This is a genomic window from Pantoea phytostimulans (assembly GCF_046118715.1).
GTDB classification, from domain to species: Bacteria; Pseudomonadota; Gammaproteobacteria; order Enterobacterales; family Enterobacteriaceae; genus Pantoea; species Pantoea phytostimulans.
The window spans coordinates 211,734-235,341 of record NZ_CP173700.1 but is presented as its reverse complement, the minus strand read 5'-3'; the positions used below and the strand labels follow the sequence as shown (position 1 = coordinate 235,341).

The window sequence follows — 23,608 nt, the reverse complement described above, 5'->3', positions numbered from 1 at the left end:
TGGCAGCATTCTTTTTGTTTACCCAAAGGTGAGTCATGCAAAATTTCCTCGATGAAAAACAACAGGCCGTTATCTTTATTGCGGCATTTGCCGCAAAAGGCGATATGCCGAAGCTGAATAAGGCCCTTAATGAAGGCATTGAGACCGGAATGACCATTAATGAGGTCAAAGAGATCTTGGTTCAGCTATATGCCTACGTAGGGTTCCCAAGAAGCCTGAATGCTCTCAGTGAGTTGATGTCAGTAATGGAACAGCGCGACCAACAAGGGCTCAAAAATGAAACAGGAAAAGAGGCCACTCCCTTTCCTGTAGACTGGGATAGCCTTCAAAGCGGAACCCGAAATCAGACTCAATTAGTTGGTCAAAGCGTGAAAGGCCCTCTGTTTGAGTTTGCCCCTGTCATTGACCAGTTTCTTAAGTCGCATCTCTTTGGCGATATTTTCCAGAGAGATACGCTGAGCTGGCAAACACGTGAACTCGCCACCATTTCTGCCCTTGCAGCGATTTCTGGCGTCAATAGCCAGCTCAAGAGTCATTATTCAATAAGTTTGCAAACTTGCCTGACGGGTCAGCAATTATGGGCTTTTATCGAATGCCTGAAACTGAAATTTGGCGATGAAGTCGTCGTAAACGCTGCCGCAGTTTTGAAAGAAGTTTTGTCCTTAACACATCACAATATCCCGGAAAATCCAGTAGCGGAGAAACCATGAACGATCAATTTGATGGCAACGGTATTTTCCCCAAAGGGGAAAAAAATGAAGCGTATGCGCAATATTTTCAGGGGACTAGCTACCTGACAATGCTGTCTACAGAAGGCGTAAAAATTGGCAATGTAGTGTTTGAGCCAGGTTGTCGTAATAACTGGCATATTCACCATAAAGGCGGCCAGATCCTGTTAGTGACGGGTGGGCGTGGCTGGTACCAAGAATGGAATCAACCGGCCCGACAGCTTACTGCCGGAGACGTGGTAAATATCCCGGCAGAAACCAAACACTGGCATGGCGCTGCCGCAGATAGCTGGTTTGCACACGTTGCCGTAGAAGTCCCGGCTGAAAGCGCATCCAATGAGTGGCTAGAGCCTGTTTCTGACAAAGATTACGGTAAGTTGCCATAATCAGCGCCTCTCTTTACAGCGCAATCATTCCGGTTAATACAAAAAAGGCAGGATTTCATTTGATGATTGATGAATCTTACTAATTACCCCTAGTAAATTACCCTCTCTAATCGAATAAATCACATTGCGTTATCCTTTACTCATACAACAGCCAAAGGATAACGCCATGCAAACTGTAAAACTGAACAACGGTATTGAAATGCCCCTGTTGGGCTTTGGTGTGTTTCAAATGTCTGATGCCGCCGAATGCGAGAGAGCCGTTATTGATGCCATCGATACGGGGTATCGCTTGATTGATACAGCGGCTTCTTACCAGAACGAAACCCAAGTCGGGAATGCGCTGAAACAGACCGGTATTGCACGTAACGAACTCTTTGTAACAACCAAGCTTTGGCTGCAGGATACCAGTTATGAAGGTGCAAAAGCACAGTTTGAACGTTCATTGAACCGACTGCAGCTGGACTATGTTGATCTGTATCTGATTCACCAGCCATATGGCGATGTCCATGGTGCATGGCGTGCAATGGAAGAAATGCAACAGGCAGGCAAAATTCGCACAATTGGCGTAAGCAACTTTCATCCTGACCGGCTTGCCGATCTTATTGCCTTCAACAAAATTGCCCCTGCGGTAAACCAGATTGAAGTGAATCCCTTCAATCAGCAACTGCATGCCGTGCCTTGGATGAAAAGCCGTGGCATTCAGCCTGAAGCCTGGGCACCTTTTGCAGAAGGCAAGAATGGTCTGTTCCAGCACCCTGTGTTAACAGAGATTGGCCAGAAGTACGGCAAAAGCGTCGGTCAGGTTGTTCTGCGGTGGATTTTCCAGCGAGGTATCGTTTCGCTGGCAAAATCAGTGCGAAAAGAACGTATGGAAGAGAACATCAATATTCTCGATTTTGAACTCAGTTCTGAGGATATGCTGTTAATTGCTGCTCTTGATACCGCCACCAGCGCCTTCTTCTCTCATCGTGATCCAGCGATGGTAGAGTGGCTGACTGGCCGCAAACTTGACGTTTAAGTCACTAAAAAAGGGTATCCATTAAATGCAAAAACGTTATCTGGGTAAATCCGGACTCGAAGTATCGGCTCTTGGGCTCGGTTGCATGGGACTCAGCCACGGCTACGGCCCGGCGACAGATACCCGTCAGGCTATCGAACTCATTCGTGCGGCGGTTGAACGTGGCGTGACTTTCTTCGACACCGCTGAAGTGTATGGCCCGTACCTGAATGAAGAAGTTGTCGGCGAAGCCTTAAAACCCTTTCGCGATCGCGTAGTCATCGCCACCAAGTTTGGTTTTACCTTTGGCGATGATAACAAGCAGCAGATTTTAAACAGCCGACCAGAGCATATCCGAGAAGCCGTTGAAGGGTCATTACGCCGTCTCAAGACAGATGTAATTGATCTGCTGTATCAACACCGTGTCGATCCAGACGTTCCCATTGAAGATGTTGCCGGAACGGTGAAAGATCTTATTTCAGAAGGAAAGGTCAAATATTTTGGTCTTTCCGAAGCGGGTGCGCAGACCATTCGACGTGCGCACACGGTACAACCGGTCACTGCCCTGCAAAGCGAATATTCCATGTGGTGGCGCGAGCCTGAACAAGAGATCTTGCCGTTGCTGGAAGAGTTGGGCATTGGTTTTGTGCCATTCAGCCCGTTAGGCAAAGGCTTCCTGACTGGATCTATTAAGTCAGGAACTACGTTTGGCAAGGATGATTACCGTAGTACGGTTCCGCGTTTCGCCGCACAGGCGATTGAAGCAAATGAAAAGCTGGTCGCTTTATTAGGTGAACTGGCAGCCGAAAAAGGTGTGACGTCTGCGCAAATTGCGCTGGCATGGTTGCTGGCACAAAAACCATGGATTGTTCCTATCCCGGGCACCACCAAACTGCACCGACTCGAGGAAAATCTGGGAGCCGCAGACATTATTCTTTCTCAGAATGATTTACTGCAGGTTACACAGGCGCTTGAAACGATAAAAATCGTCGGCGAGCGTTACTCACCTGAGCATCAGGCTCGTGTAGGCCGTTAAAACTCAAGCGGGTCTGCATTGCATTGCGGACCCGCTATTCCGAGTACCGAAGCGCATCGATCATTAGCGCAAATGCAGGCGGATGCTGTTTGCGACTCGGGTAATAAAGGTAATAGCCGGGGAATGTAGGACACCAGTCCTGCAGAACCTGAATAAGTTCTCCTGACTTTATATAATCCTGAACCATATTCTCAGGAACACAGGCAATACCAAAGCCAGATAAAACAGCATCGATCCTTTCCGCCAGCAGGTTAAAGGTCACTTGGCCTTCAACTCTGACACGTAATGGCTTCCCTTCCCTCTCGAACTCCCAGTGATAAAGACCACCGGCAGTCGGTAAGCGCATATTGATGCACCGATGGTTTTGTAGCTCGTGTGGCGTTTCAGGCGCAGGTTTAGCTGCGAAATATGACGGCGCACCGACCACGGCCATTTTCATATCCGGGCCAATCCTCACGGCGATCATGTCCTTATCCACGCTTTCGCCAAGGCGAATCCCGGCATCAAAACGCCCCTCAACAATATCGGCAAAACCATTATCAACGACCAGCTCGACATTAATTTCCGGATATTCCCGGAGAAAGGGTTTTAACTTCGGCCATACGAGACTTCGCGCAGCATGCTCCCCCGAAGATAAACGGATGTTGCCTGAAGCAGTGCCATTCAGTTGAACAAGCATCGCCAGCTCCTGTTCAAGATCGGCAATACGGGGTTCAAGGCAGGCAATAATTCTCGCGCCTGCTTCTGTCGGTGCAACGCTTCGCGTTGTTCGGGTCAAAAGACGGATGTTTAACCGTTCTTCCAGTGCTTTTATCGCATGACTAAGTGCTGACTGGGAAACACCAAGCTTGCCAGCAGCTTTGGTAAAACTTCGTTCTCTTGCCACCACAAAAAATATTTGTAATTCATTGAAGTTTTCTTTGAGCATAGGGCATTTCCTTAATGAATTATCCCCTCCAAAGAGAACTCATGAAAGGTGTTCATAGACGCAATCATTTTAGCCCAATCACTGACATTAAAGATAATTGATATTCTGGCTGTATCGAAAATATGCTCGAATTATCAGAAGGTTTATCATGAAAATACTCGTTGCCGGGGCGACAGGTAGTATTGGTCTTCATGTCATGAATGCCGCGATTGACAAGGGTCATCAGCCCGTGGCGCTCGTCAGAAATCGACGCAAAGTAAAATTGCTTCCTCATAAAGCTGATGTTTTCTACGGCGATGTTTCAATGCCTGAAACACTAACGGGTGTGACGAAAGATATTGATGCAGTCATTTTTACGCTCGGTTCAGATGGACAGGGTCGTATTGGTGCCAGAGCAATAGATTATGGCGGTGTGCGAAATATCCTGAGAATGTTCAAAGATACTCATATTCGCATCGCGTTAATGACAACGATTGGCGTCACTGAGCGGCTCAGTACATGGAATCAACATACTGAAGTTCACGACTGGAAAAGACGTGCAGAGCGCCTGGTCAGAGCAAGCGGACATCCCTACACCATCGTCAGACCAGGCTGGTTTGATTACAACCATGACGATGAACGTAGGATAATTATGCTCCAGGGCGATCGACGCCATACAGGAACACCAGAAGATGGCGTGGTATCCCGAACTCAAATCGCTCACGTGTTGGTCAGTGCCCTGACCAACGATGCAGCAAAAAATAAAACGTTCGAACTGGTTGCTGAGCGAGGGAAAGTACAAGAGGACCTCACGCCACTGTTTGCAGATTTGCTGGCTGATAATCCTCAAAAAAATGATGGTGTATTAGATATGGACAATATGTCTCTCGGTGAGGAACCAGACTGCCTTATTCGTGAGTTAAAACAATTTTCAGAACATGTTAAATCGATATAAGTAACTGATAATTATTACATAAACCCCTCATGATTATGAAGGTCAGTGCAAGGAAGCTTACCTTTGATACTGTCGTGTTGGCATGTTTTACTTAATGGCTATAGGGAGCCTTTATTCCACCTTATTCAGGATAATTCTTTCTTGCAGCATTAATCATGCCTAAGGTCTTTTTGAAAGCGATCCAACCGTAGCCCTGTCATTTCTCTATTAATGCCCAACGCTGATTGGCACATCGTGAAGTCTTCTGTTTCTGCTTCTTACACATAGCAGACTCGGCAGAGAGGTTTTCTTAATGCACAGGTGATTGTGCGCTGGGGCAAATTAGATCAGCGTTGAGCGGGCAAAACGGCCAAGCAGTTATAGTCCCCAAACAACCTATTCACTCAAAATGCTCCTGATATCCGGCATCGGAGCATTAATACCGGAAAGCTTGACTCAAGGTATGTCCATGGTGAAACCCCTTTCCTTTAAATCGATGCTGCCTCCTATCAGTGCAATAGTTAGCACGATCACAATACCAGCTCTTATTGTTAAGACACTAATAATAACTTTGGTTATTATTATTCCCATCGGAGGCAAACAACCTCCACACCATACAAATGAAGGAATATGACCATGAAAACCATTAAAGCAATGTCTATCGCCGCTGTAGCCGCTCTTTCCCTGATGTCAGCAGCAAGCTTCGCGCAGAGTGTTTCCGTCACTTCAAGCACGCTGGACGGAGCCGAAGCTAAAATCGCCGCACAAGCTCAGCAGCAGGGTGCGCAATACAAAATTACCGAAGCCAACACCAATAACCGCGTGCACATGACCGCAGAACTGTACAAATAACGTATGGTCACAAAAGAAAGTGCCGGAAGAGGCCGCCCACCGGGCGGCCTTTTTTGTATCCGCCCCCTTCCGGCGGCGCTCTGCACAGCGAGTAGATAAGCCGTAAAGCAACCTTTTAAGCCCCTTAAAAAAAGCGTTATTCAACGCGGCTCAGGAAATTTTTTTGTGAGATGCGTGATGATCATTAAAAAACCTGGGCCACAATCGCGTAATCATTTGTGATAGTGCCGGTTAAGAGATTCGCTCAGCATGGCAACGAGAGAGATTAAAAACCGAGGTTGTTGCCACAAGCCATTTTTATCTTTTTTGGGTTTAGTCGCTGAATTGAGCATCAATGCTGGCGGATGCCACCTGAAGCTGTACGAAAATTTTTATGGTATCGCCATGCTCAGCAAAGCAATGATAGCTTTACCACAATCCGTCATGTTTACAGAGTTTATGCAATTCCTTATCCAGCTTTTGTCTCATAGTACTCAGGGAAATGCGTTAACGTAGTGAACGCGTGTTTTGTAGAGAGGTTTATTGAGTGCGAATAGACCTTTTCCAGTAGATTACTGTTTAGATAATGCAGTGCGCATATCCGAAAATAATAAAAATCTCATTTATTACTTAGACATAGCTCAACGATTTGTGAACCTAACTGGTCACGATGATGTAGATATTCATCTTGCAGACGCGTAAACCTGTTTGCAGTTACCGCTATAAAAAGTATTCAGAAAGCGTGGATAATTACCGATGGGTTCAATCACTGTGCGGGAATAACTATTTTAATTATGAAACATTCTGAATTATTAATCCTCAGGCGCATTGCAACCGTTCTGGCACCATAGGTGTAACTCAGTTTGTTACCGGTATCATTTTTAAAATGCAGTGGTTTTCTAAAAACGCAGTGCTTTTTTCCGTTAAAACTTGCCTGGCCGCTTTCATCGCACTTTACATTGCCCTTGAACTTAATTTAGACAAACCAGCCTGGGCACTGACTACTGTCTATGTATCCTCACAACTCTATGCTGCTTCAACCCTATCTAAATCAGTATTTCGCCTGCTGGGGACATTGCTTGGCGGTATATTTATCTTTTTGATCTACCCGCTTACGGTGCAAACGCCACTGCTTTTCAGCCTGTGTGTCTCACTTTGGGTGAGCTTTTGCCTCTATTTATCTTTACATGATCGTACACCAAAAAGTTATGTGTTCATGTTGGCAGGCTACAGCGCAGCTATTATGGGATTTCCAGGCGTTACTCATCCCTTAACAATCAGCGAAACGGTCATTTCTCGTATTGAAGAAATTACTTTAGGGATCGTGTGCAGTAGTTTGGTCCACCGTCTGATCTTTCCGGTTTCAATGAAGAGCCTACTGACACAAAGTGTCAGTGGCTGGTATCAGAGTGGTTGTCAGCTGTGCAGAGATCTCCTGACAGAGATGCATGGCAACCGATCAACCGAGCGGGAAGAGATACTTATCCGCATGGCAGCGCTTCCCCAGCAGGTAGAAACGCTAATCACTCACTGCGTTTATGAGGGCGAGGCAGCACGCAAAGTCATACGCTTGATCAATGCGCAGTATCAGCATCTCTCTTACCTCATTCCAACGCTAACGGCCATTGAAGTGCGACTGCAGCGGTTATCGCTTCTGAATGCCGCTGTTCCTGAACCCGCTGCGCGGGCATTAGAACAATTTTTACTCTGGCTAAATGACAGTAATAATGCCCATTCTGTTGCCGTCGTCGAAGACACATTTGCTATCGCCCAAACACAACTTAAAGACAACTGGCGAAGGGGTGCATTCTCTACCGAGGAGTGCCTACTCTTGACGGGGCTTCTGGAACGTCTGGCCGATTTTGTGCGTATTGCCGGGGCTTACCACAGCGTCAGCGCGCGAGTAAGTAATCTTTCCGAAAGCGTTCCCGCAGGCCGCACTGCACAGACTCACCGCCATATTGATCAAGGCATGTTAATGCTGTCGGCAACCACCGCTTTTCTTGCCACATTTGGAGCCTGTCTGTTTTGGATGGCTACCGGCTGGGCCAGCGGTTCAACAGCCCCGATGATGGCGGCGATCCTTTCATCTTTTTTTGCAACTGCAGATACGCCCGTTAATTCCATGAAACAGTTTGTTCGGGGTGTGCTTATCGCCTTAGCGATCAGCATTTTATATATTGCGCTTCTTATTCCCCAGACCGTGACCTTAGAGGCGCTGTATCTTTGCCTGACGCCTGGCCTTTTCGCGCTTGGACTGGCGATCGCCCGGCCCTCGTCAAATATGATGGGGCTCAGTGCAGCCACTCAAATTCCAGGTTTCATTGGAATGAGTCATCATTTTGCCCCGGATGTCGTTGCTGTTATTAACACAGCGATCTCTTCCATGGTCGGCCTGTTGTTTGCAGTTGTCATCACGGCACTTATCCGTAACAAACGCCCCTCATGGAGTGCGCTACGTGCATTGCACACAGGCCTGCGTGAGCTGCTGAGATTTGTTAAAGAAACAGAACGAAATGGATCTTCACTTCTCGCACGTCACCATTTTATTGCCGGCACCTTGGACAAAGTGAATTTCATTCTTCCGCGTTTACGCCTCGATCCCCATCCTAAATTGGTATCGTCAGGTAATCTGATTAAGGAAGTGTGGTTAGGCGTTAGCTGCTACGACTATTACGCCCGACATCGAGAGATATTGCTTCAGTATCAGTTAGACAGTGCTCAAATGTTTCATGAGATGAGTTTGTACCTGACCCGGAAAATGAAGGTATTGCAGACCACGCCACATCAGGATCTACTGGATGAGTTGGACTATCTCCTCATCCATCTGGAATTCCACGCTGAGAACGACGAAGCCGTCTTTATGCCGCTGTTTTATCTGTTCAGTATTCGGCTTCAGTTATTTCCCGGGAAATTATGGCCCGATAATTCGCGATTACTGGAATCCATCTGAGGCAAGAAATGGGGTGTTTAATCAGAACAACAATGCAACTTTAGACTGTCACTCCGGGTCGGCAATTCTAAGGAGATATTCAGTCGCTGGAGCCCTTCTCCAACAAAGAGCTTCAGCGACAGCCTGTGTTCAAAGACGCTGTTGAAAAAACACGCTATTGTGAAATACGCACTACGCTTTCTGGCTTATTCGCCTTTGTCGATTCACCATCATTTTTAACCGTCACATACAAGGTGTTCGTTTTACTGTCCAGCGCAAAACTATTGGGATGCGGCGGCAGGCTCAGGGTTTGCAGCCGTTTCAGGGTTTTCGCATCAAACACCGTGATAGTGCCTTCGCCTTTATCTACACGTACGCCGTTGCGATTGGCAACGACTATGCGTTGCTGCTGTTGGTTGAGCAACAGACCAATCGGCACCTGATCCGTAGCCTCACTCGCCAGCACTTTGCCGCTTTCCGCATCCAGCGCAAACAGGCGATGACCTTCGCTGCGACGGGCGTAGCTGGCTTGCAGATAATTATTTCGTGGCTTATCCCGATCAATGCCCTGATCGACACCGATGACGCGATCGGTACGCGGGTCATACACCAGATTCAACAGTTGGTCGGCCTGAATCTCTTGGGTACGGATCAGCTCAAGCGTATCGGGGTTCAGCGTCATCAGCTGTCCCTGCATGTTGGAGACAAACACGCGGCGTCCTTTTTCATCCAGCGCGATGCCCACCGCGTAGAAGCCGAAACCCGGCACGACTTTTTCCAGCTTTTGCGTACGCGTGTTGACCACAAACAGCACGCTCTCTACGCCATATCCCAAACCGGGCAGGAACAATCGGCCCGTTTGTGCATCAAATTTGGCCTCACGCAGCTTATAAAGATAGTCGTCGCTGATTTTAAAACGCTTGAGTTCGGCCAGCAGATAATCCAGACGCGCGCCTTCAATGCCTACTTTGCGATACGCCGCTTCCAGATTGACCTTCTCCTGCACTTTTATTGCTGGCAATGAACGATTGCTGGCGATATCCACTACGCCAACGCCGCCATCCATGCCTTGGGTTAAATAAAGGCGATGGTTTGGGTCATCCAGCGCCACGCCAAAGCCTTTCACCCGCTGCGGAATTCTGGCCTCAACCTGCAAAGTCGTAGGATTAAGACGAAGTACGCTGGATTTCGTCGGATCTTTCCAGTCGGGAGCGCTAACAAAAAGCGCCTGTTGCGTCGGGCTGAAAGCCAGCTCAACCAGCGTGGATGCCAGCGCCTGACGTTGCATAGTTTCCATGTTGAGCACGCTCTCTTCCGCTTTTACTGCATTGCCGGTCATCAGTGTGGCCGCCACCAGCCACGAGGCCAGTGAGCGCAAAGGGATTAACATTTCCATATTGAATTTTCCATATAAGGGATTAGGCAGTGAGATCGTTAAGCATTTTTTTACCCGCGCTGTCGGCAGCAAAGTGGGTAAACACCTGCTGAATGTGATCGGCAATCTGCTGCGCTTGATCGGCGCGGTAGTGATCGGTACGCCAGGTCATCATGACGCGCAGCTGCTCCACCCCCTCTATGCACTCTTCCATCACCTCAAACTGCAACCCCAGTAGCGAACCGGTTTTCTCCGGCTCAACCTGACGGTAAGCCAGCTGACGTCCATCATGTAAGGCGATTTCACCGTTGAGTTTGACGCGGCTGTGGATCTGAATGAAGGTTTCAAACATGTGATTTTTACGATCGGCATCAGCACCGAACAGGCCCTCTTCCACCAGATCGATGGGAATATCGGTGTAAGGCAGTGAACCGTTGATGGTATTGCGCACCTGCATAAGAAGAGCCGAAACCGTGAGTTGCGCATCAAAACGAACCCGATGAACCACCACCGTAGTGAAGTAGCCGAGGGTATCGAAATAAGAAGCGTCATTGCGACCCGAGGTTGAAGTGCCGATCAACATATCTGCCGGGCCACCGGTTAAATGCAGCGCAGCCGCAATGCCGGCATACACCGCATTAAACAATGAGGCGTTATTACGGCGCGCCAGCGTAAACAAACCGGCGGCAACCTGGGGTTCGACGGCAAACTCCAGCCAGCCCGCGTCAACATCAGCATGTGCTGCAACGGAAAGGTCATTAACGCTCTGCTGGTTGAATATTTGCTGGTTAAGCGGCGCGCCTCGCAAGTTCTCCAGCCAGTATTCGAGGTGAGTCTGTTGAATGCCAGACGCCTGTTGCTGGCGAGCGAACTGGTAAAACTGCGGTGGCTGACCAGGCCATTCAGGTACCCGCCCCTCTACACGCCAGGCATAAGCCTGCCCTAACTCATCCATCATCAGGTTCAGCGACCATTCATCCAGCACCACATGATGAAACAGCAGCGACATCACCTGCTGATTATTCGCCGCATCACGCAGCATGGTTGCGCGGAAAGGCAGTTCACACGCCAAATCAAACTGATGATCGCCCACTTCAGCCAGCATGGCGTCGATATCCCCTGCGGCACGCCCATCGGAGAAGAAGAACCAGCGGTAATCACTCAATCCAGCTTGCGGCACAACCCGCTGTCTGACCTCACCCGCGCTGGAGATAAACAGGGAACGCAGCACGCTATGACGCACCATGACGTCGATAAAAGCCTGACGCAGCGCCTGCTCATCAACCTCATCCAAAAAGCGCACGGCAAACGGTAAATTGAAAATATCGTTATGATCGAAAGCCTCATACACTTTCCATAAAGAGGCCTGTGCTAACGACAGCGGTGCCTGCTCATTGTCGTCTGAACGCACCAACACAGCTTCATCGGCGGGCTTTTCTGCAACCTGATGCCGCGCAAAAGCCGATAGCGCACGGGCGCTGGGATGGTTAAACAGATCGTTGATATTGATCTCAATTTGATGCTGGCTGAGTAAACGCCCAATGACCCGCGTAGCGACCAGCGAGTGACCGCCGCGATCAAAGAAATCTTCATCGGCAGTCATCTCTGCTGCTGCCAGCGCGTCGCGGAACTCTTTCAAAATCAGCGCGGTTATCGCCCTGTTTTCGCCCTGTGGAGCCGGTTTCCTTTCCGCTGCCGCAGGCTGAGTCGGCAGTAATACCGCGATGTTGTCACCCAGCAGCGTAGCCGCAAACTGCTCCAGCAAGAAAGGCACGGCATGTGCTGAAAGCCGTGCGTCGGCGCTGAGATCCAGCGTCAGCCGGTTGTGCACGTCACGGTTGATCGTTAGGTTCAATTCGTGTCGGCTATGCAATGGAGGCAACAACAGCGCTTCCACCTCAATATCGCTGAAATGCAAATTGGCATTGAAATCGGGCTGCCAGCGCACCTCAACCTGCGCCAGCTCAGAATTAGCCGGTTCGGCAACTGCCTGATTAAGTATTGTCGCCGTGTTCAGTCCAGATTCAGCTGTCACCGTCAGACGTGCGATGGACGCGCTGCCAAAGCCGGGAAATGCGTCGTCACCTTGCAGCGGCACGCTGAGTTGTATGGGTTGGCCGCCGCTTTGCACCACAATGAAGTGACCAAAACGTAGGGCAATATCTGCCAGCAGCGTGTGCGAATTCTTGATTCCTGCCAGTTGTTCAGCGGTAAAAGTGGCGATAGCCCGTGCGCCCGCCGAAGGCGCTGCGCCAGACAACATAAAATCACGCTGCGGCCAGGGAAGATGGCGTGTAGCGGCCAGCACTTCATGCTGCGCATTTGCAGTCGGCGCGACTGGCAGCGGTGCATCGTTATGCAAAGCGCTTAATCCTGCCAGCAGGTACGACCAACTGTGCGTGACGGCCAAAATATCATGACGGATCAGCCCTAAAATCAGGTTGTCGCCAACGCCGTTAATCAGCACTACACGCAGCGGCGCATCACGATCCAGCGCGATTGGCTGCGCTTGTGCTGCCAGTAACAGACGCTCAGCTTCAGCATGAGTGGTTGCCGTCAGCAGCGTAACCGCCTGCAAACCGGTTTCTGCGCCCAGCTTTATCAATCCTTCTTGATCGTCAAATGCATAGCGCACGTTGATACCGGGCAAGGTGGTTAATAGCGCGTGACAGGCGCTGATGATCCGCCCCGCATCTTTAACCTTCCTGAATTGCCAGGCCATTACCTGTTGCAGCGCGGCGTCGCCCTGCTGTTGATGGGTGAACCAGATAAGCTCTTCAGCGTCGCTCAGCGGCATAAAGCCGGCATGTGTTGGTGGACTAAAAGCGTAATCGAGGCGCTGTATTTCGGCCTCACTGAGTAACAGATCTAAGGAATTGGACACTGTTGCTGCTCCTTTCTCGGCGTTGTCGCAGTGATAAGAAATGGGCAGGGAAATTCCCGCCCATCTTGCGATTAGAAATCCAGTTCTACCGACGCCCCAATCATGCGCGAGCGTTGCAATGTTGCAGTGTAGACATCGTTGCTGCCGATCATGACGCGACGGTCAGAATCAAACAGGTTTTGCGCGTAGAGCGTAGCTTTGCCGTACATGAAGGTGTAAACCATCTGCGCATTGGCAGACCAGTAAGAGCCGACACGGCCACGCGAGTCATTGTCGTAACCCGAGAAGTAGGAATCCGAGAAGGCAACGTTACCACTGATCTCCAGCCCTTTCGCCAGCTGATAGGTTGCCCCAGCGTTGGCGGTATAGGCAGGCGCACGCGCCAGTTCGTGACCTTCCACGCCGCTGTTAGCGAAGTCTTTGATTTTGGTCTTCAGCAAACCGACGTTGCCAAATAACGCCAGATCCCAGCGTGCCGTCCAGCTGGCCCCCAGCTCTGCACCGTAAGTTTCAACCTTGTCAGCATTACGGATCACCGTAGACGTACTGGAAAGGTAGTATGGCAACTGCATGTTTTTGTAGTCGTTGTAAAAGATGTTGCTGGTCAGCACCATGTTTGGTGTTACCTGATGACGTGAATAAAGTTCGTAGTTCCAGACATACTCAGAGTCATAGGTGTAGTTGACGTAAGGCACGCCCAGCGTGATGCCCGAGCCGCCCGCATTGTAGCCGCGCGCGACGCGCACACCGTAGGTTTGCCCTTTTTTCGGCTTCCAGGCGACATCCACTTTTGGCAGAAAGACGTTGTAAGTTTCATCAAAGTCGACGCGAACCGTATTACTGCCACCCACGCGACGTCGATGTTCACGCTCCAGACGGCTGGCGGCGGTCAACTCCACTTGCGGCGTGACAGCGTAACTCAGTTCCGCATACGCAGAGCTGGTGTGCGTTTCATCTCTGAAGGTAGTGCCACCAAACAGGTAAACTGACTCATCCTGAGAGGCATCAAAATAACGTAGCCCTGCCAGGCCACGCAGTCGGCTGTCAACGCCGCCGAAGTGTACGGTTGGCTCAAATGCGACTTCGTGCCCCTCTATTTTCGCGCGCGGCTGAGCGGGCGCGGTATAACGATTGATGTGAAAACCGGTGTAATTGATTTTGTTGCTCAGCGTCAGGCTGTCGCTTGCTTCCCAGGAAACGTCCCATAACCCGCTGTTAACGTTGCTTTTGAATACCGGGCGACGGCTTTCATAACGCGCATTGGTGGGATGTGGAATCGGATTCTGGCTCTCATTTTGCGGCGCGCCGCTGTCTGAGTGGTTAAATGTCAACTTGGTACTGAAATCGCGGAAATTCTCTGGCGTAAACAGCAGCTTAGCGCGTGCGCTAGTGGTCTGTACTTCTCGCGGATCGCCAACCGGTGAATAAGCGGGCAGATCAACATCGCTGCGGCGTCGCTGGCGGTCCACGCTAACGCGGAAGGCCAGCTGATCCTCTACCAACGGGCCGCTGGCCATTGCCGCCAGCTGAGAAGAATGCTGATTGCCGAAGCCGCCTTTTAGCGCACTTTCCCATTCAAAGCTGGGATCTTTGGTGGTCATGACGATTGCACCGGCAATTGCGTTGCGGCCCTGAATGTAACTCTGCGGACCTCGGAACACTTCAACCCGATCGATATCCCATAAGGTTTGCGGACCATACGCCTGTTCGTTATAGGTTAATGAGCGTCCATCCAACGACAAACCGAGGCGCGGGCGTGTACCGCTAAGAAAAGCGCCTGCACCGGTGCTCGGCCCAGAGCCATCAACGCCGCGCACGGTGGGCAGATCGTTGCCGATACCCACATCCACGGTATTCGCCGTTACGCGCAGCAGATCCGAAACATTTTCCGCAGCGGGCAGCGCATCAATACGGCGGCTGTCGAACACTTCCACACTCGAACCGGTATCAAAGATTGATCGCTCGGTTTTCTCGCCGGTCACCACCAGCGTTTGCGTATCTTCATAACTTTCTTCACTGCTGGTGCGCTGTTCCGTGCTGCTCTCAGCCGGTGCGGCCGTTACGCTGACAGGAAAAACAGTACAAAGACCAAACAGAATAGAGGGGAAAGTTACGGTGTTTTTCAGACCGGTTATTGGCCTGTTGCCCGCTAAAAAACGTCGGTGAGCTGCAAAGTGCTTGCCCATTTATGGTGTCTCCTTGATCCCATAGGTAGTAAACATTCATGTTCAACAGCGCAATCACGCAGTTCAGCTCTGCGCTCTGCCCGCTTCAAACATCCGCTTCCCGGCGTGCAATCTCACCTTCTCGCTGACGTTGACGAATTTGTGGTGCTATTTCGTAAAAATATGTTAATAACGATAATGATTTGCAAATTTGAATGCAAATCATTATCGTTAAAAAATCAAAAAAAAGGATTCACTGGATCTGTTGCCCCCCGCTACCGGAAAGAAAAATCACATTAACCTAATGAAATAACGGGTTTTAAACCACAGGATTAATCGGCCTTTATTTGCACCCGCAAAAAAGGCGCCTGTTTAATGGCAAAGTTACGGGCGGGTAATCAGTAACAATTTTTATCTTTTACACGCGTCGTCCGATGCATTTATTGATTAAAAATGGAGGTTTTTTAGCCATGAAAGCATTAACCACGATGCAGGCTGCTTACTGGGTTGGGCGACAATCTGACACCCCGTTAGGTGGCGTTTCGGCCCACCTTTATGCAGAGTTTGACGGTTCGCATCTCGATGTAGGGCGCTTTCAACAGGCCGTTTCCCTGCTGTTTCAGCGCCATGCAGCTTTACGACTGCGTATTCATGCAGAAGGCCAACAGAGTATTGATGAATTTGCCACGCATCATTGCCTGCATATTGATGACTGGCGACAGCGTGATCGGCATGACTTAAAAGAGATGCTGCAACGCAAGCGCCTGAAAAAAAGCACTCAGTTGTTAGCGCTGGAGCAAGGCATAACGTCCGATTTCAGTCTCAGTTTACTGCCGGATCATCACCATCGCTTTCATCTTGATGTCGATATGATTGCTTGCGATGCCATGGGTTTTCGCCGCCTGATCGAAGATCTTACTGTGCTTTACGCGGGCGAAACGCGAATCCCGCTTCCCGAATGGTTTGATTACCTCGCTGCACGCGACGCCGACAGCTCGCGCGTAATACGTCGGCAGTTGGCACAGCGTTGGTGGCGCCACCGTATACCGCACATACCGCCCGCGCCGCGCCCGCTGCGGGCGCCGGATCGTTGCCAAAGCGATCGCATCGCCCTGCAGCTCTCAGCCCAGGAAAGCGCATCGTTATCAAGCCTGGCGGCATCACAGCATTTGACGTTATCGGCCCTGTTCCTGGCGCTGTTCGCCATCAGCGTGGGCTACGGCTGGAACATGGCGCAATTTCGCCTTAACGTACCGTTGTTTCACCGCGATCCGCTATTACCCGATAGCGATAAAGTAGTGGGCGATTTTTCCAATCTGGTGTTGCTGACGGTTGAGCTCGATCCGCAAGCCAGTATTGCCCATTTCGCGCAACGTCTTATGGTGCAGCTGGCCGAATTGATCAGCCATGCTGATTACGAAGGGGTCAGCGTAACGCGCGATCTCTCTCGTCTACATGGCGATGTGCAATCGACGCCGGTGGTGTTTACCGCAGGTTTTGGCATTGAAGGAAAAGCGCTGTTTTCTCAGGCCGCTCGTCAGACGCTGGGCGAACTCAGCTGGGTGATTTCACAAGGCCCGGAAGTGATGTTGGATGCGCAAGTGGCGCACGTTGCTGATGGCATTCTGGTGAACTGGGATGTGCGGCGTGATGCGTTTCCCCCCGAGCTTCCTGACCGGCTGTTTGCCACTTATCGTGCCCTGCTGCGCAATGTGGCCTGGCACCCTGAAAACCTGACGCTAACGCTGCCGCAGATGCTGGCAATCAGCACACCAGAAGCGCAAGCGCAGCAGCAGCCGGTGGTTGAGGTGCTGTGTCAATTGCTGGCGCGTACTCAATCTTGCGCCACGCCCACGCCAGACGGTGAAATCAGCGCACTCAACCTTTCCGAAAATGCACTTAGCGCACTCTTTGACATCATCGCCAAATATCTTGGCGTGCGGCTTGAACCTCAAATCTGTCTGACACATCCCACGCCACATGCGCTGGCTACGCAGATTTGCCAGCACACGCCCGATGCCGCTCGCCGCGCCGCCACTTTACTTAAGGTGTTAGCGGAACAGGCTTAATACCTGAGATCTAAGCAAACAAAAAAGGGATATTTCATGGAGACACCATTAACGCCGCTGCAGCAAGCCTACTTACTGGGGCGCAGCGAACAGTGGCCGCTCGGCGGCGTAGCGATGCATGATTTTCGCGAATACAGGGGAAACATGCCCGATCTTAATCGCCTAAAACAGCGTCTTACGCAGTTGGTGCAGCATTACGCCGCTTTGCGCACTGTCATTGACGTTCGAAGTATGACGCAGCAAGTGCGCGACGCGGTGGTTGTGAATCTGGATGTTCACGATTTGCGTCTGCCAGACGCCACTGAACGAGAACATAAGTTGGCTCATCTACGCCAGCTGTTTGCGCAGATGTGTCACGATCCGGCTAAGCCCCTGTGGCAACTGGCGGTGATTCAGTTGCCAACGCAGCAGGATGAGAAGGACAACGCCTTTGATGCGTTGCTGCTGACCAGCTTTGATGCCTTGATCCTTGACGGGCCGGGTATAGCCACCCTCATTGCCCGCTTGTTTGATGATGCGCCACTCCAGCCGGTACATCCGGCTCCCACGCGTAAAGCGATGAGCGCGACGCAGCGCGAAGCCGATCAGGCGTGGTGGCAACCTACCTTGCAGGCGATGACCACGCCGCCCGCGCTGCCGTGGAAAATGGCGCTGAAGAACGTGAAACGGGCGCGATTTCGTAGCACCAGCCTGTTGATCTCACGCACTCAGTTGAAAAAATTGTCACGGCTCGGATCGGCGCAAAGCCTGCTGCGCAACAGTACGCTGTCCGCGCTGATTCTCGATACGCTGGCCTACTGGACATCCGATGGCGAAATTTGCGTTGGCGTGCCGGTAGCCTTTCCGGCTGAAAGCGGTGAGCTGAAAAATGATGCCAGCTTCGTGGCGGTGCGCTATTCGCGGCATGGCGGAGAACTGGCGCAGCGTGCGATGGCATTTCAGGACGCGCTGCTCGGCTCGCTGGATCATCTGGCTTTTTCCGGTGTAGATATTGCCCGTGCGCTGGGTCAGCAGAGTCAGGGCAATCCCACCTTACCGGTGATTTTAACCAACTGCCTGAGCTGGGAAACGCTGAAAGCGGATGCGCCGATGCGTTACGTGAATGGCCTGACGACGACGCCACAGATCGCCATCGATCTCCGGTTGATGCTGGATGAAGAGAAAAACCTGCTGCTGCGCGTTGATTACGTAGAAGAGGTGTTGGCCTCGGATCAGATTGAAGCGATGCTGGCAGCCCTGAAAAAGCGTATCGATATTCTCTGCGCTGGCGAGACGCTGGACTGCGCGCCAGAACAGTTTATTGATACCACGCACTATCGGTTTAACAGCAGCGAAGCCGCAATGGATGCAGAACCCTGGCTGGCTGAACTGGCGAATAACCTGCTCTTTGCGCCGCCCGCGCGCACGGCGCTGAAATGTGGCGACGAGAGTTGGAGCTACGCGGAGCTAGGTGATCAGGTGCGTACGCTGCTGGCCGCGTTGCAGCAGCGTGGGCTTAAAGCTGGCAATGTGCTGGCGATCTGCTTACCGCGCACACCGCACCACATCATGCTCACCATGGCGTGTGCGCTTTCCGGCATTATCTGGGTTCCGATTGACGTCAATTCCCCGCCTGACCGCCTGCGCTATCTGCTGGATAATTGCCAGCCTGACGGCATCGTGCATCAGGGCGATCTCGCCTGCGAACAAAGTATGACCATCACAGAACTGTTGCAGGCTGAGCGCAATGCGGCGCAGTTACCTGACATCAGCAGCCTGCAGGCACGAAGCCTCAGTCAGGAAGCCAGTTACTATCTTTATACGTCTGGTACCACTGGCAAACCTAAATGCGTGGTGCTCAACTGTCGCGCCACCGCCAATGTGCTGACACAAACCCGCCGACGCTGGGAAGTAACCGCTGATGATGTGTTTATCTCTGTCACGCCGCTTCATCACGATATGTCGATGTTCGACCTGTTTGGCGCACTTTGCAGCGCGGCTACGCTGGTATTACCCGCCCAGCATCAGGAGAAAGATGCCATTAGCTGGAATCAGCTGGTTGAGCGTCATCGTGTATCGCTTTGGTGTTCCGTACCGGCCATTCTGGAAATGCTGCTGAGTTGCAAGACAGCGAACAGCCTGCAATCGCTCAGGTTGGTGGCGCAAGGCGGTGATTACATCAAACCCGACACCGTTCAAACGCTGTGGCGGCTGAGACCCGATATCACGCTGTTTTCGCTGGGCGGCCCGACCGAAACCACTATCTGGAGCATTTGGCATGCGATTGTGCCTGAAGATAAACCTGCCGTGCCTTATGGGCAGCCGCTGGCGGGTAATCGCTATTTTATCTGCCACAGCGATGGCGCACATTGTCCCGCTGGCGTCACGGGCCGCATTCATACATCGGGTGTAAACCTGGCATCCGGCTATTTACAGGATGGCACATTGATCCAGCACGATTTTGTTGCCGTCACGACGCCGCAAGGCGAAACACTGCGCGCCTTTCGAACGGGTGATGAAGGCTATTTTCGAGCGGATGGCAATATCCTGTTTGCCAGTCGCATTAATGGCTATGTAAAAATTCGTGGTGTGCGGGTGTCGCTGCCGGAAGTGGAGGAGGTATTAAAGGCGCATCCGGCAATCAGTGATGCAGTGGTAGTGGATTATCCTGCCCACGACGGAAACGAAGCGAATTTAGGCGCGGTGTATCTGACGCAGCACGGCGCGCCTTTATCGCTGGTTGAACTCCGTGCACACGCGCTGACAGCGCTGATTTGTACTCATATTCCTACGCGTTTCATTCATCTTACTGCGCTACCACTTTCGGCAAATGGCAAAGTGGATCGCCACTCTATTCGTGCGCAGCTCAGTGAAAAAGCACAGGCGCCAGCGCTCAATGCCTGTGCGGCACCGACTGCGGGCGCGCCACCAGCGGAATATGGCCAGATCCTTGCCATTTATTCACAAGCGATCGGCACCGCTACACAACCAGAATGGAGTGAAGACACCCCGTTTATCACACTCGGCCTGAAGCTGCCGCATCTGCGCGAGGTTGTTGTCCAGCTGAACAGCGCCTATGGCAGTAAATTGACGGTAACAACCTTGATCGGCTGTAAAAATGCGCGACAGGTTGCTGCGCTGTTGGCGAGCTGATGCACAACCGGGCAGCACAAGACTGCCCGGTTTGACCCTTTACGCCAGCAGATCGATCACTGCCTGCTCACCCACCAAGGGCTGTAGGGCATGGTGTAAAAAGTGATGAAAGCGGGCAACCAGCGTTTCTGCGTTTTGAATCGGCGCGCACTGCTGCTGATAAATCTCCATATCCAGCTGTAACGCGCTGGCGTCACTGCGACTGCGCAACGTGAGATTTATTCCATCGCCACAACCGCCCGCCAGCACGCAACGCGATGAGCAGCAACCGTGGAAAGTGGGATCTTCAAACGGCTGAATGTTGATATAAGGCGAGATAAAAAGACGCTGCTGATCGTTCAGTCCAACATCACTGCCCAGCTGGCGCAACCGGTAGCTGGCATGTCGCCGTAACTTTCTCAGCTGGTGCGCCATCTCATTAAGGAAGTTATCGAGCGTTGTCTCTGCACTCAGCGTCACCACAAAAGGAACCGTGTTCACTGCCAGCGCTGGAACATCCGTGGCAGCGGGCGTACGACGATTCAACGCTGGCATCCACATAACGAAAGGCTCACCAATAGTAACGTGCGGTAGCGTGAAATAGAGCCAGGCCGCACTCAGTGACAGCAATACATCGGGCCAGCTCAACGCCAGCGTCTGCGAACGATGCCATAACGCTGACGACAACGCATCGGGGAAACAGTGATGGGTGGTAAAAGCGCGCTTGCCATAATTGTCGCCGCCTTTCCACACGCAAGGCAGCGGAAACGCTGCGGCAAGATAATGCAGCCAGAAGCTGCGGTCTTTTATCAAGCGGCCGCTGATCAGATACGCCTGTTCGGCCTGCTGAAAAGCCCGATAACATCCCAGCGGCTGGCCCGCATCACGCTGTGTCAGCAAATGACGATAGAGCGTGGCGCAGCGATGCTCTATCAATGCCATGCCGAAGCCGTCAATAAGGATGTGATGAGTGCGCAAATACCAGATGTAATCGTCAGAGCCGATAGCTATGAGCCAACAGGCTGAATGGGTGGGATGGCGCAGATCTCGCGGCTCGGCGACATCTTTCTGCATTAAGGTCATTGCTGACTGCACAGGCTGCTGGTGGCTTTTGAGATCGATAAACTGCAAGCGCGGTTTTGCCTGCGGACAGAGCTGCAGAGCGGGTTGATGTTGAGGAAAAGCCTCGGCAAAACGCACGGTAAATGCTGTGGTTTCATCCAGCGTACAGTTAATCGCGTCACGTAAGGCTGTGACGTTCACTTCGCCTTGCAGGCGGGTAAAATGGGCGACAATGGAGAAAGGTTGATGAGGATGCAGCGTGAACTCTTCCCAAAAATCCTGTTGTACGGGCGTAAGCGGCAGCCATTCAGTGGCCAAAAGGGTTACAGACATATTCGCGTCCTTTGATCAGTCTGGATGTAAACAGCGGGCAAAAGACTTCTGTGACTGTTTATCCACTCCGCCCTAAGCCGGAGAGGTTGATAGTGCGAATCAGACTGGAAAGGCATCGCCTTGATGCGCCGCTAACAGAATGTTTCTGCCCACAATAAAATGATAACGATAATCACAACTATTATCATTTAGATTTGTTCAGCAACACTTTAGTGATTGCACGCCTTACTTGCAAGCAGATTGCGGCGTTATGCGTGATTTCAGCTTATCCCGTCACTTAGCTGAATAAAGCTATGACGACACTGATAAGCCCGGCTGTTTGATGAGGTAATTTATGGACCTTAATTAGTAGGCAGAAGCCAACAACTTTGTATCGGATCGCTGAAACTTACAGGCCAAAAAAAACTGCATAATGCAGCCTCGTTAGGTGTTTTAAGTCAGTGGGAAAGTGCGGACTCGTACGCAACGATCGACTCGTTAGCCACTCGCTTGATTCAAGAGAACGCTTTCTCTGCGGATGGCGAGCGGAAAGCGCCGTTTTCCCACCAAAAGGCGGCCAGTGTCTGCTAGCACTTGCATTTCAGTAAAGCAGCACGCGCGCGGCCTACCATTTAATCCCCAAGCCGGTTGAAAAGATCCTTTCATTCAACGTATCTCGCGTTCCACTGACAAGATTGTGGTGATAGCCAATATGCAGAGAAGACCATGACGTTAAGGTGTAACGTAGGCCGACTTCAGCATCAAGCGTAAATATCTCGTCTTCATCAAGTGAATGGCCGACGTCGCCGTTGCTGTAGAGCGTCAGTGATTTACCCAAAAGAGAGCGCTCATAATCCCACCGAACCGACGCTCCCAAATGTTCATCATTACTGCCATCGCTGTAGCCATAACCAAACCCCCCCGCCAGGAATGACAATGAAAATCGGCTTAACTCGGTATCCCACAACTGATAACCTGGCCCGGTACCAATCAATGACTGTCGCGCCAAATCTTCAACCCAATCCCGCTTATAAGTCATTCGACTTTGCCAGAAATATTGCTCGCGCATGATGTAATCAAAGGCATAGCGCAGGCTGTAATTATGGGTGTTAACCGTTGTATTTTCTTTTTCACGATTGTAGGTCGCGCCCATATTGTGTCGCCACTTGCCCTGTGAAATCTTAGAGTTAACAGAAAAGTTATAGTCATCATTATGGGTAGACGCTTTTTTCAAGTTAACGCCGGCGTCAATGTTTCCGGTCCAGGAGAGCGCATCGGTTCTTACCTTGGCTTTCATGAATTCATCGATGCGCTTCACCGACACTTTTTCTTCTCGCTCACTTCTTTCGACCCACACATAGCCGGGATCGGAGGAAGATAACCTGACCTGATAATTTTCGCCCGTTCGCTTATTTTCGACTAAAAAAGGATTGCCGCTAGCCAGCGTGCTGACATCATTCCAGTTAACCGTAATCGTACCTGCGTAGGTCGTTTCAAGTCCGAGTTTGCCGTCGCTCAGATAGCGCACCGTGCCCGTTAAACGATCCCCATTGTTCAGCCAGACGGTATCGGCCTGCGCCGTGCTGATGTAGCCAGCCAGCAGCATTGAAACACTGGACAGAACGGGTTTGCTCTTCATCACAACGCAAGGCATATCCTTCCTTAATCGTTAAATCATGCCAACGCGCTGGCAATGTCTTATGAGAAAGTGTGCAGACTGTAAAAACGTTTCAACTACACCCGCTTGATGTCATTTTAACTGATTGATTTTGAATACTAATCGTAACATTGCGCCTGCGCAAACTTTCCTCTGTGCAACCTATATTCTCTGCGCATGAATTGCGTAGAGAAGGCAGCACCACGGCGCGTTTCGAGAGGA

15 protein-coding genes are annotated in these 23,608 nt (G+C 51.1%); 9 read left to right on the top strand and 6 right to left on the bottom strand.

Features of this window, described 5'->3' with window-relative positions; genetic code table 11:
• Positions 1-35: 35 nt before the first annotated feature.
• The 4 genes from ACF2G4_RS21695 to ACF2G4_RS21680 all read left to right on the top strand — a co-directional run bounded on the left by ACF2G4_RS21695 (position 36) and on the right by ACF2G4_RS21680 (position 3,147).
• Complete coding sequence (locus tag ACF2G4_RS21695) at positions 36-710, top strand: carboxymuconolactone decarboxylase family protein (RefSeq protein ID WP_409076242.1); 675 nt, start codon at positions 36-38, stop codon at positions 708-710.
• Entirely contained in the window at positions 707-1,114 is a 408-nt protein-coding gene (locus ACF2G4_RS21690; protein WP_332626064.1) for a cupin domain-containing protein, read from the top strand. Before ACF2G4_RS21695 ends, ACF2G4_RS21690 begins: the two co-directional genes overlap by 4 nt.
• A 166-nt stretch (positions 1,115-1,280) precedes the next feature.
• Positions 1,281-2,132, top strand: a complete 852-nt coding sequence (locus tag ACF2G4_RS21685; RefSeq protein WP_332626065.1) for an aldo/keto reductase — start codon at positions 1,281-1,283, stop codon at positions 2,130-2,132.
• Positions 2,133-2,157: 25 nt separating this feature from the next.
• A complete protein-coding gene (locus ACF2G4_RS21680; RefSeq protein ID WP_215844775.1) occupies positions 2,158-3,147 on the top strand; it encodes an aldo/keto reductase in 990 nt (329 codons plus the stop codon).
• Between the two features lie 34 nt (positions 3,148-3,181).
• Here the strand turns inward: ACF2G4_RS21680 and ACF2G4_RS21675 are convergent, their stop codons facing one another.
• Entirely contained in the window at positions 3,182-4,075 is an 894-nt protein-coding gene (locus ACF2G4_RS21675) for a LysR family transcriptional regulator (protein WP_409076241.1), read from the bottom strand.
• Positions 4,076-4,223: 148 nt separating this feature from the next.
• Between ACF2G4_RS21675 and ACF2G4_RS21670 the strand changes: the two genes are divergently transcribed.
• The 3 genes from ACF2G4_RS21670 to ACF2G4_RS21660 all read left to right on the top strand — a co-directional run bounded on the left by ACF2G4_RS21670 (position 4,224) and on the right by ACF2G4_RS21660 (position 8,772).
• A complete protein-coding gene (locus tag ACF2G4_RS21670) occupies positions 4,224-5,009 on the top strand; it encodes an SDR family oxidoreductase (protein WP_409076240.1) in 786 nt (261 codons plus the stop codon).
• 615 nt (positions 5,010-5,624) lie between these two features.
• Positions 5,625-5,840 carry a YdgH/BhsA/McbA-like domain containing protein gene (locus ACF2G4_RS21665; protein WP_215844773.1) on the top strand — a complete coding sequence of 72 codons (216 nt, stop codon included), beginning with the start codon at positions 5,625-5,627 and terminating at the stop codon, positions 5,838-5,840.
• An 865-nt stretch (positions 5,841-6,705) separates the two neighbouring features.
• On the top strand, positions 6,706-8,772 hold the full coding sequence (locus tag ACF2G4_RS21660; protein WP_409076239.1) for an FUSC family protein: 2,067 nt from the start codon (positions 6,706-6,708) through the stop codon (positions 8,770-8,772).
• 154 nt (positions 8,773-8,926) lie between these two features.
• Here the strand turns inward: ACF2G4_RS21660 and ACF2G4_RS21655 are convergent, their stop codons facing one another.
• The 3 genes from ACF2G4_RS21655 to ACF2G4_RS21645 all read right to left on the bottom strand — a co-directional run bounded on the left by ACF2G4_RS21655 (position 8,927) and on the right by ACF2G4_RS21645 (position 15,196).
• Positions 8,927-10,147, bottom strand: coding sequence for a YncE family protein (locus ACF2G4_RS21655; RefSeq protein WP_409076238.1), 1,221 nt, complete (start codon positions 10,145-10,147; stop codon positions 8,927-8,929).
• A gap of 22 nt (positions 10,148-10,169) precedes the next feature.
• On the bottom strand, positions 10,170-13,010 hold the full coding sequence (locus tag ACF2G4_RS21650) for a condensation domain-containing protein (RefSeq protein ID WP_409076237.1): 2,841 nt from the start codon (positions 13,008-13,010) through the stop codon (positions 10,170-10,172).
• Positions 13,011-13,081: 71 nt separating this feature from the next.
• On the bottom strand, positions 13,082-15,196 hold the full coding sequence (locus tag ACF2G4_RS21645) for a TonB-dependent receptor (protein WP_409076236.1): 2,115 nt from the start codon (positions 15,194-15,196) through the stop codon (positions 13,082-13,084).
• Positions 15,197-15,645: 449 nt separating this feature from the next.
• Between ACF2G4_RS21645 and ACF2G4_RS21640 the strand changes: the two genes are divergently transcribed.
• On the top strand, positions 15,646-17,244 hold the full coding sequence (locus ACF2G4_RS21640; protein WP_409076235.1) for a condensation domain-containing protein: 1,599 nt from the start codon (positions 15,646-15,648) through the stop codon (positions 17,242-17,244).
• A gap of 36 nt (positions 17,245-17,280) precedes the next feature.
• Positions 17,281-20,376: an amino acid adenylation domain-containing protein gene (locus tag ACF2G4_RS21635; protein WP_409076234.1), complete on the top strand. Its 3,096-nt coding sequence runs from the start codon at positions 17,281-17,283 to the stop codon at positions 20,374-20,376.
• A 39-nt stretch (positions 20,377-20,415) separates the two neighbouring features.
• Here ACF2G4_RS21635 and ACF2G4_RS21630 read toward each other — a convergent pair whose 3' ends face one another.
• A complete protein-coding gene (locus tag ACF2G4_RS21630; protein ID WP_409076233.1) occupies positions 20,416-21,750 on the bottom strand; it encodes a condensation domain-containing protein in 1,335 nt (444 codons plus the stop codon).
• Between the two features lie 604 nt (positions 21,751-22,354).
• Positions 22,355-23,368 carry a DUF481 domain-containing protein gene (locus tag ACF2G4_RS21625; protein WP_409076456.1) on the bottom strand — a complete coding sequence of 338 codons (1,014 nt, stop codon included), beginning with the start codon at positions 23,366-23,368 and terminating at the stop codon, positions 22,355-22,357.
• Positions 23,369-23,608 lie beyond the last annotated feature (240 nt).